The organism is Streptomyces sp. NPDC051173 (genome assembly GCF_040689515.1).
GTDB lineage: Bacteria > Actinomycetota > Actinomycetes > Streptomycetales > Streptomycetaceae > Streptomyces.
Genome location: NZ_JBFBBD010000056.1, coordinates 37,797 through 46,921, shown reverse-complemented (window position 1 = coordinate 46,921; position 9,125 = coordinate 37,797). Strand labels below are relative to the sequence as shown.

The window sequence follows — 9,125 nt, the reverse complement described above, 5'->3', positions numbered from 1 at the left end:
CCCGCCCCTTCCCGAACTGGGGGCGAGCCCCCAGGCCCCCGAAGCACGCTTCGCGCGCTGTCCTCAAACGCCGGACGGGCTGGATGGTGCGGACCGTAGCCAGCGAATTCAGCCCGTCCGGCGTTTGAGGACACGCGGCGCAGCCGCGTTGGGGTCCGGGGTCTCCCCGGTTTCGGGAAGGGGCGGGGCTGGGGAACAAGCCCGCCGCAGGCGCGAACAACCGCCACCCGGACACACCCCCGCGCCACCACCCCGCCCCCCACACCGCCTATGACAGGATGGCGCCATGTCTTCCAACGTCTTCTTCGATATCACCATTGACGGCGAGGCCGCGGGCCGTATCGTCTTCAAGCTGCACGACGACGTCGTTCCCAACACGGCGAAGAACTTCCGTGAGCTCGCCACCGGCCAGCACGGCTTCGGTTACGAGGGTTCGAGCTTCCACCGGGTCATCCCGGACTTCATGCTGCAGGGCGGCGACTTCACCGCCGGCAACGGCACGGGCGGCAAGAGCATCTACGGCGAGAAGTTCGCCGACGAGAACTTCCAGCTCAAGCACACCCGCCCGGGTCTGCTCTCCATGGCGAACGCGGGCAAGAACACCAACGGCTCGCAGTTCTTCATCACCACCGTCGTCACCCCGTGGCTGGACGGCAAGCACGTCGTCTTCGGCGAGGTCGTCGAGGGCATGGACCTGGTCAAGAAGATCGAGTCCCTGGGCACCCAGTCGGGCTCGACCCGCGCGAAGGTCACCATCGCGAAGTCCGGGGTCGTGGCGTAACGACGCCCGCACCTCGAGAAACGCCGAAGGGCCGGCCGGTACGGATCATCCGTACCGGCCGGCCCTTCGGCGTTGGAAGCGCCTACCCCTGCTGGAGCTCCTTCTCGCGCTGGACGCGGGCGACGCGGCCGCGGACGAGGTACCAGCCGCCGACCAGCGCCGCCGCGATCACCGGCAGGCACAGGACCGTCGTACGGCTCGGGCCCGGGTCGGACGCCATGATGCCGAGGACACCGGCGAGGAAGACCAGCGTGACGATCTGGGTGTACGGCGCCCACGGCAGGCGGTAGCCGGGGCGGGTGACCCGGCCGTCCTTGGAGCGGTGCCAGAACAGCAGGGAGCAGAGCATGATCATGCCCCAGGTGCCGATGATGCCGATCGCCGCGAAGTTCAGGACGATCTCGAACGCGTCCTTCGGGACGACGAAGTTGAGGCCGACGCCCAGCACGCAGAAGAAGGCGGTGAGCAGGATGCCGCCGTAGGGCACCTGGCCCTTGTTCATGCGGCCGGTGAACTTCGGCGCGGAGCCGGACATCGCCATCGAGCGCAGGATGCGGCCGGTGGAGTAGAGGCCGGAGTTGAGGCTGGAGAGGGCCGCGGTGAGCACGACGAGGTTCATCACGCCGGCCGCGTACGGCACACCGATCTTGGACAGGACGGTGACGAAGGGGCTCTCGTCGCCGGTGAAGGCGTTGTACGGGAGCAGCAGCGCCAGCAGGATGACCGAGCCGACGTAGAAGATGCCGACGCGCCACATGATCGAGTTGATCGCCTTCGGCATGATCTTCTCGGGGTTCTTGGTCTCGCCCGCCGCGACACCGCACAGCTCGACCGAGGCGTAGGCGAAGACGACGCCCTGGATGACCATCAGCATCGGCATGACGCCGGTGGGGAAGACGCCGCCGTGGTCGAGGATGTTGCCCAGGCCCGGGGTGTGGCCGCCGACGTCGTGCTGGGAGGCGAGCAGGAAGACGCCGATGACCAGGAAGGTGATCAGTGCGGCGACCTTGATGATCGCGAACCAGAACTCCATCTCGCCGAAGTACTTCACCGAGATCAGGTTCACGGTGAGGACGACCGCGAGGGCTATGAGGGCGATCACCCACTGCGGCAGGCTGCTGAACGCCCCCCAGTAGTGGGTGTACGTGGCGACCGCGGTGATGTCGGCGATGCCGGTGGTGGCCCAGTTGAGGAAGTAGAGCCAGCCGGCCGTGTACGCGCCCTTCTCGCCCATGAACTCGCGGGCGTAGGAGACGAACGCGCCGGAGGACGGGCGGTAGAGGACGAGCTCACCGAGGGCCCGGACGACGAAGAAGGCGAAGACGCCGCACACCGCGTAGGCGATGAAGAGGGAGGGGCCGGCGCTGTGCAGGCGGCCGCCCGCGCCGAGGAAGAGGCCGGTGCCGATCGCTCCACCGATGGCGATCATGTTGACGTGCCGGGACTTCAGGTCCTTGCTGTAGCCCGCGTCACCGGCGTCGACGTGCTGGGACGCCGGTGCCGTGACAGCTGTGTCGGGCTGGGTGTCGCCCGCGGTGAGCGTGCGGTCACTCATAGAGGTATCGCCTTCTTGGGGGGAGCGGGGCCGGGCCTTGTCTCTGGTTTCCGCGGTGCGGCCACTGTGGGGGAGCGGGGGGCCGGGGTGCCGCCTTTGAGAAGGCGGGATTCCGGTCCTGGCCGGGTGTCGGTCGAGCAGGGCCTTGCGCTGAATGGTGTGAGGCGGGCGCTCCGGACGTCAAGAGTTTGTGAAGATTTGTTTTTTGGTCGTACCCGAGGTAAGGGCTTGTGCGAGTCAGGGGCGGTCGGCTAGTGGGCCGCTTACACGTTTTATGGCCTCGCGGAGGGATTTCCCGGGCCTTCCGGGGCGTGGTTCCCCTTGCCGCACAAGGGAGTTCACCGGTCCGCCCGATCGCGGCACGGCGCCCGGGATTCGTCAAAGGTGAGGATCACCGGCGGGAATGTGGAGAAGAACACGCACCCGTGCCCGGAATGTGTTCCACGCCGCTCGGGGGTGGAAATGGAAAAGCGCTTCCATCCTTCTTTATGTGTATGGGGCAATACATCAGCCGCGGGCGGTGCGCGGCCCGTGGCGGTGACCGGCGAAGATAGGGGCATGACCGAGATCCGCACCCCCCGCCTCATCCTGCGTCGCTGGCACGACGACGACCTCGCGCCCATGGCGGACATCAACGCGGACCCGCGGGTCATGCAGTGGGTCGACGACGGCTCCGTGCGCGGCCTGGACGAGACGGCCGAGGACATCGAGCGCTGGGAGGAGGAGTGGGACGACGAGGGCTTCGGGCTCTTCGCCGTCGAGCTCCTCGGCTCCGGTGAGCTGATCGGCTTCACGGGTCTGTCCGTGCCGGAGTTCCTGCCGGAGGCGGCGCACGAGGTGGCGATCAGCTGGCGGATCGGCTCGCAGTTCTGGGGTCAGGGATATGGATCCGAGGCCGCGCAGGCGACGCTGGAGTTCGCGCTCCAGGACCGCAATCTGGACCGTGTCATCTGCATCAGCCGCCTTGGCGACGAAGCCTCCGCGAATGTCATCCGCAAGCTCGGCATGGCGCCGGAGCGCGAGACGACGCACCCGGAGTACGGCCACGCGCTGAGCATCCACGCCATCGACCTCACGGAATACCAGGGGTAACCGCGGAGCCCGGCCGGACGATTCACGGCAAGCTCCGCCAAACCCCCGCCCGAATGGGGCTGTCACACAACGCTCATATGCCATCGGCCAACCGCGCCCCCCGGCGCGGTCGTCTCTGACGGAGACACCGATAAGCAGGAGCGTTTCGAACCTTGCGCACGAAACAACGGCACGCACGCGAAAAGCGGTTCATCGACTACCCCCGGCGCGGCAGAAGCGGCGTGCGCCGGTGGCTGCCGTCCTGGCGGCAGTTGCTGAGCACGTTCGTGCTGGGTGTCGGCGCGCTGGCCGGGCTGTTCGCCTGGGTGTACGCGAGCGTGGACATCCCCGACGAGAACGCGGCCGCCGTCCAGGAGGCCAACACCTATTACTGGGCGGACGGCACCCAGATGGTCAGCATGGGCAAGGTCAACCGCAATATCGTGCGGCTCTCCGACGTGCCCGAGTCCGCGCAGCACGCGGTGATAGCGGCGGAGAACGAGAGTTTCTACAGCGACCGCGGAGTGTCCCCGAAGGGCATCTTCCGGGCCCTCGTCAGCACGGTGCAGGGGCAGGAGACGCAGGGTGGTTCCACGATCACCCAGCAGTACGTGAAGAACACGTATCTCTCGCAGGAGCAGACCGTCACCCGGAAGGCCAAGGAGTTCATCATCTCGCTCAAGGTCGACCGGACCAAGAGCAAGCAGGAAGTGCTCCAGGGCTATCTGAACACCAGCTGGTTCGGCCGGGGCGCGTACGGGATAGAGGCCGCCGCCCAGGCGTATTACGGCATTCCCGCCAAGAAGCTCGACCCGAGCCAGGGCGCGCTGCTGGCCTCGCTGTTGAAGGGGGCCGAGCTGTACGACCCCTCGACCAGCTCCAACAACCACGAGCGCGCCGAGGGGCGCTGGAAGTGGATCCTCGACCGGCAGGTCAAGACCGGCCGGATGTCCCAGGAGGAGCGGGAGAAATACCGGACCTTCCCCGAGCCCCACAAGCAGTCCATGGCCACCAGCCTCGGCGGCCAGACCGGCTATCTCGTCGACGTCGCCAACAAATACATCAAGTCGCACTCGATGCTGACCGATCAGGACCTGGCCCACGGCGGCTACAAGATCCACACGACCTTCGACAAGAGCCGTGTCCAGCAACTGACCAAATCCGTGCAGGGCGTGCTGGACAAGAACATCGACCCCAAAAAGCGTCCGGCCGACGAGGACGTCCAGGTGGGCGCCGCCTCCGTACGCCCCTCCGACGGCGCGATCCTCGCGCTCTACGGCGGCCCCGACGCGACCAAGCACTTCACCAACAACGCCGATACGTCGGGCGTGCCGGTCGGCTCCGCGTTCAAGCCGTTCGTCCTCGCCGCCGCCCTCCAGCACGGCGCGGAGACGAAGAAGGGCGACCGGCAGGACGTACTGCCCGACAGCTTCTACGGCGACGACGGGCAATTGCAGAACCCGTCGGAGAAAGCACAGCCCGACGATTCCCACCCGAGCCTCCGCCAGGCCCTCGCGAAGGGCGGTAACGCCACTTACGCGCGGCTCGGCAAAGAGGTGGGAATCGACGAGGTGAAGGACACCGCGATCCGCTCCGGGCTGCTCAAGGACAGCATGGCGCCGCCGGACGACTCCTTTCCTCTCGGCACGTCCACGCCCAGCACGATCCGTATGGCCGGCGCGTACGGCACATTCGCCGACGAGGGCCTGCAGAACGACCCCTATTCGGTGACCAAGCTCCTCAAGGACGGCCAGCCGGTCGGCGGTTTCGAGAGCCGGGCCAAGGCGCGGCGCGCGCTGCCGAAGGCGGTGGCGAAGGACGTCTCCGACGCCTTGGGCGGCGCGGGCCGCACCGGCGACCAGGACCGGCTGAGGTCGGCCTGGTACGTGGGATACACGAAGGAGATCTCCACGGCGGTGACCATGTTCCGGATGAAGCCCGAGGACGGGAAGCTGCTGCCCATGTCGGACGTGGGCGGCGACACGTCGCAGCGGGGCAACGGCTTCCCGGAGCGGATCTGGGCCGACTACACGGGCGCGACGCGGTCCGCGTCCTGACGGCCGGTGCCGACGTCCTGACGGTTGGCGCCCGCGTCCTGACGGCCGGCGCCCACCCGGTGGCCCTCGCCGGCCGCCGCGCGGCGCAGCACCTCGGCCAGCTCGTCCGGGCACGAGAGCATCGGCCAGTGCCCGGTGGCGAGTTCGAAGAAGCCCCACCTGGGCTCCGCGAGCTCCTGGAAGCGCGGGTCACCCGACGCCACCAGGGCCTCCACCATCGCGATGCCCGGCCCGCCCGCCGTGCAGAAGACGCCCGTCATCGGCATCCCGGCGGTGCCGCCCGCCAGCCGCAGCGGCTGGGTGAACGTGCCCAGCGGCTGCGGCGCGGCGAGGCGGTTCAGCCGCACGCGCGCCTCCTCGGACACCCCCGTGAGGTTCGCCGGGTTCCGCGCCTCGTCCAGCGCCGGCGGCATCATCCGCCAGCCGTCCTGGGCCTCCGCCGCCCGGCGTAGCATCGCCTCGCGGATCACCTCGTCCTGCATCTGCTCCCGCACCTGGCCGAGCATCGAGTGCCCGTCCTGCGGGAGAGGCGCGTCCACATAGACGACCCGCGAGACGCGCTCCGGGCGCCGGTCGGCGGCCGCCAGCACCGGATAGCTGCCGTAGCAGTGGGCGACCAGCACCACTTCCGGCGCGTCCACGTGGTCGATCAGTTGCGTCAGATCCTCGGTGTGGGTCTCCAAGTCGGTCTGCGGCCCGGCGAGATGGCGGCGGTCGCCCATGCCCGTGAGCGTCGCCTCGTACGCCTCGGAACCCGCCGCCCGCAGCCGGCCGGCCACCTCCCGCCACAGCCAGCCGCCCATATGAGTGCCCGGTACCAGCACGAACGCCGTCATGTCTGTCTCCTCGTGATCGGGCACGGCCACCCCCGTGGGCCGTGCGCGTTGACCAGTACGGTAGGAACTCCCCCTGAGGGAGGTTCAAGCCTTGTCGACCGACGAGATGTGGAGCATCGGAGAGCTCGCCGAGCACGCGGGAGTCACCGTCAAGACGGTGCGCTTCTACTCCGACCGCGGTCTGCTGCCCGAGACCGATCGCAGCGGCGGCGGCCACCGCCGGTACGGCCCCGAGGCGCTCGACCGGCTCCGCCTGATCCGCTCACTGCGCACGCTGGACCTCCCGGTGCCGGAAGTGGGCCGGGTCCTGGAGAAGGAGGACGCGCTGGAGGACGCCGTCGCCCGGCAACTGCGCGAACTCGGCTCGCAGATGGCCGCTCTGCGCTGGCGCGAGGCCGCCCTCCAACTGCTCCAGGACTGCACCCCCGGGGAACGCGCCGACCGGCTGCGCCTCATAGGCGCCGTGGGCACCCCGCCCAGCACGGCCGCGCTCGCCCGCTTCTGGCGCGGCTGGCTGCCCCCGCGGCTCCCCGCCCGGCTGGTGACCGTGATCGTCGACCAGGCCGTCCCGCAACCGCCCGCCGCACCGACCCCGGCGCAGGTACTGGCCTTCGCCCGCCTGCACGCGTTCGCCTCCGGCCCTTGCCCGAACACCGGCCGCCCGGTGGCGCGCCGCCCCGACCCGGACTACCGCCCCGACGTCCTCTTCGACGGCCTGATCGAGGCGTACGCGCTGGCCGCACCGGACGTACGGGGCGCGCGCCCGCCGCGCGGGGGCGAGGCCCTCGACTGCTTTGTCTCCGCCCATGCGCGGGCGCGCGGCGTACGGGACACAGCCGTCTTCCGCCGCGAACTCGGCGTCCAGCTCGCGTCGGAGCTCCGCATCGACGACTACTGGCGACTCACGGCGGTGGTGACGGGCTCACCGGACCCGACACCGGGGGCGACGGACGCGTGGCTGTGCGCGGCGCTGAGTTCGAGGGCTGGGTAAGTCAACCCCTTGACCAGCAATAACCTCCCCAAGTTACGATCAAGGGGTTCGATTCGGGGGAAGGCGCTGACACCATGACAGGTCACGACGGCACGACGGCCGTTCCCGGACCCAAGTCCGTCGAGGCGAACCTCTGGGGCTCGACGCTGGTGTTCTCCTTCTTGTGCCTGCTGTCACGGGTGGGCCGGGCCTCGCAACTCTTCGACCGCGTCGACGGCATCACCGTGATCCTCTACGTGCTCGGCTGGGTCGGTCCCGTCCTCGCCCTCGCGCTGTGCGCGGCGCGACGGCGCAAGCCCTGGAACGGAGCGGTCGTGCCGGTGGCCGTCCACGCCGCTTCGGGGTTGTTGTACGGGGTGGGCATCGGGTGGGAGTGACCCGCGCTCGCACGGGCACTTCCCCCGCCTAGGCGTCGGACGTGTAGCTTATGAAGTCCGCCCAGGCGTGGGCGGGGACGGCGAGTTGGGGGCCGTTTCTGCGCTTCGAGTCGCGTATGTGGATGGTGTCGGGCTGGGCGGCGATTTCGACGCATTCGGCGCCTTCGTCGTCGCTGTAGCTCGACTTGCACCATGCCGACGGTGGGGTCGTCATTCCTGCATCAACTTCCTGAGGTATTCCGCCGAATCTTCGGCGCTGAGGGCTTGGGACCGGAACATGCCGTAGCGCTGCATGTAGCCGCTGACCTCGTTCCGGTCCGTGAGTAGTGTGCTGGTCCCCTGGCACTCCAGGTAGACGTGATTTTCGTGCTCAGGGCTCTCCACCAAGACCATCGAGCCGTTCAGTGAGCCGTGTTGGCATCGATCGGCCGGGAGGACGTGGATGTATACGTTGGGCAACGCGCCGACATCCAGCAGGCGTTGCAGTTGCCTGGCCATGGCATCACGCCCACCGACCCTGGTGCGCAATGCAGCCTCGTAGATCACGAAGATGAAGAGCGTGGTCGGCCTTTGCGTCAGCATCTCTTGTCGCCGCATCCGAGTCGCCAGACGCTCTTCGAGGGTCGCCTGGTCCACGGGTGGGCATTGGCCACTCATGAGGATCCGCGCGTATTCCTCGGTCTGGAGCAGACCCGGGATCAGGACGGTCTGGTAGTTGTGGATGGCGACTGCGATGGACTCCGCCTCCAGGAAGGCGTGCGCACGGGCGGGAGCCCGGTCCGGCTGCAAGTATGCGTACGCGGCCTTCAGCTTCCCTTGTGCCCCGCACAGATCGTCTGCGATCTCAAGCACGCGAAGCGTGGGCCGTCGTCGGCCCTGTTCCATCGATTTGATCGTCTCGGCGCCGTAGCCCGCCTCCGCCGCCAGCTCCTCGCGGCTGACGCCCGCTTCCACGCGCCACAGCTTCATCTGGTTTCCGCAGTACCGCCATGCCGTCGGCGGATTGGCGAGTTCACCCGTCATCGGTACCTGCCCGTCCCTAGTCCTCTGGGTACCAAGGGACGTTAGGGCGCGCAAGCGTCGAACACGTCGGGTTCGAATCAATTTCTCCCGCACGAGTGAAGGAGGCGGGGCGCCGGGCAACGGCGCCCCGCCTTCGGGAGGTTCAGACGCGGCTGCGAGTGGAGCGCAGATGCTGGGCCACCGGTGCCAGGGAACCGTACAGCGCCTTGAGGTCCGTCTCGCCTGCCGGCGACTCGTCGCCGAAGGCGCTGGGAAGGCTTATTGGAGGCACACAGCGTGACGAGGGATGTTGCGCCGACGTTCTCTGGTGTCCTTCCAACGCCTTGGCGGCGTTGAGCCTCGCGCGTTCCATCACGTCGACAGGGGTGTCGGCAGTAAGAACAGGCTCAAGGGTTGTCGACACGTGCCGCAGTGATCGTCACCGGCAGGTTCCG

9 protein-coding genes are annotated in these 9,125 nt (G+C 68.4%); 5 read left to right on the top strand and 4 right to left on the bottom strand.

What is annotated here, in order from left to right; translation table 11 throughout:
- The first annotated feature begins 286 nt into the window (after nt 1-286).
- Nucleotides 287-781, top strand: a complete 495-nt coding sequence (locus AB0435_RS25060; protein WP_366007670.1) for a peptidylprolyl isomerase — start codon at nt 287-289, stop codon at nt 779-781.
- Nucleotides 782-863: 82 nt separating this feature from the next.
- Here the strand turns inward: AB0435_RS25060 and AB0435_RS25055 are convergent, their stop codons facing one another.
- Complete coding sequence (locus tag AB0435_RS25055) at nt 864-2,336, bottom strand: amino acid permease (protein WP_366007329.1); 1,473 nt, start codon at nt 2,334-2,336, stop codon at nt 864-866.
- Nucleotides 2,337-2,894: 558 nt separating this feature from the next.
- Between AB0435_RS25055 and AB0435_RS25050 the strand changes: the two genes are divergently transcribed.
- The gene (locus AB0435_RS25050; RefSeq protein WP_366007330.1) at nt 2,895-3,428 is read left to right on the top strand and encodes a GNAT family N-acetyltransferase; all 534 of its coding nucleotides are present in this window, start codon (nt 2,895-2,897) and stop codon (nt 3,426-3,428) included.
- A gap of 152 nt (nt 3,429-3,580) precedes the next feature.
- Complete coding sequence (locus AB0435_RS25045; protein WP_366428004.1) at nt 3,581-5,464, top strand: transglycosylase domain-containing protein; 1,884 nt, start codon at nt 3,581-3,583, stop codon at nt 5,462-5,464.
- Here AB0435_RS25045 and AB0435_RS25040 read toward each other — a convergent pair.
- On the bottom strand, nt 5,434-6,300 hold the full coding sequence (locus AB0435_RS25040) for an alpha/beta hydrolase (RefSeq protein ID WP_366428003.1): 867 nt from the start codon (nt 6,298-6,300) through the stop codon (nt 5,434-5,436). The two genes, AB0435_RS25045 and AB0435_RS25040, sit on opposite strands and share 31 nt — an antisense overlap.
- Nucleotides 6,301-6,391: 91 nt before the next feature.
- Here AB0435_RS25040 and AB0435_RS25035 point away from each other — a divergent pair, with 91 nt between their 5' ends.
- Together AB0435_RS25035 and AB0435_RS25030 are read left to right on the top strand one after the other, a co-directional pair.
- Nucleotides 6,392-7,291 (top strand): MerR family transcriptional regulator, encoded by a 900-nt coding sequence (locus AB0435_RS25035; RefSeq protein WP_366428002.1) that lies wholly within the window; start codon nt 6,392-6,394, stop codon nt 7,289-7,291.
- A 74-nt stretch (nt 7,292-7,365) separates the two neighbouring features.
- Nucleotides 7,366-7,668 (top strand): hypothetical protein, encoded by a 303-nt coding sequence (locus AB0435_RS25030; protein ID WP_366428001.1) that lies wholly within the window; start codon nt 7,366-7,368, stop codon nt 7,666-7,668.
- Between the two features lie 28 nt (nt 7,669-7,696).
- Here the strand turns inward: AB0435_RS25030 and AB0435_RS25025 are convergent, their stop codons facing one another.
- Together AB0435_RS25025 and AB0435_RS25020 are read right to left on the bottom strand one after the other, a co-directional pair.
- Nucleotides 7,697-7,882 carry a DUF397 domain-containing protein gene (locus tag AB0435_RS25025; RefSeq protein ID WP_366428000.1) on the bottom strand — a complete coding sequence of 62 codons (186 nt, stop codon included), beginning with the start codon at nt 7,880-7,882 and terminating at the stop codon, nt 7,697-7,699.
- The gene (locus AB0435_RS25020; RefSeq protein ID WP_366427999.1) at nt 7,879-8,691 is read right to left on the bottom strand and encodes a helix-turn-helix transcriptional regulator; all 813 of its coding nucleotides are present in this window, start codon (nt 8,689-8,691) and stop codon (nt 7,879-7,881) included. The genes AB0435_RS25025 and AB0435_RS25020 overlap by 4 nt, the downstream gene beginning before the upstream one ends.
- Nucleotides 8,692-9,125 lie beyond the last annotated feature (434 nt).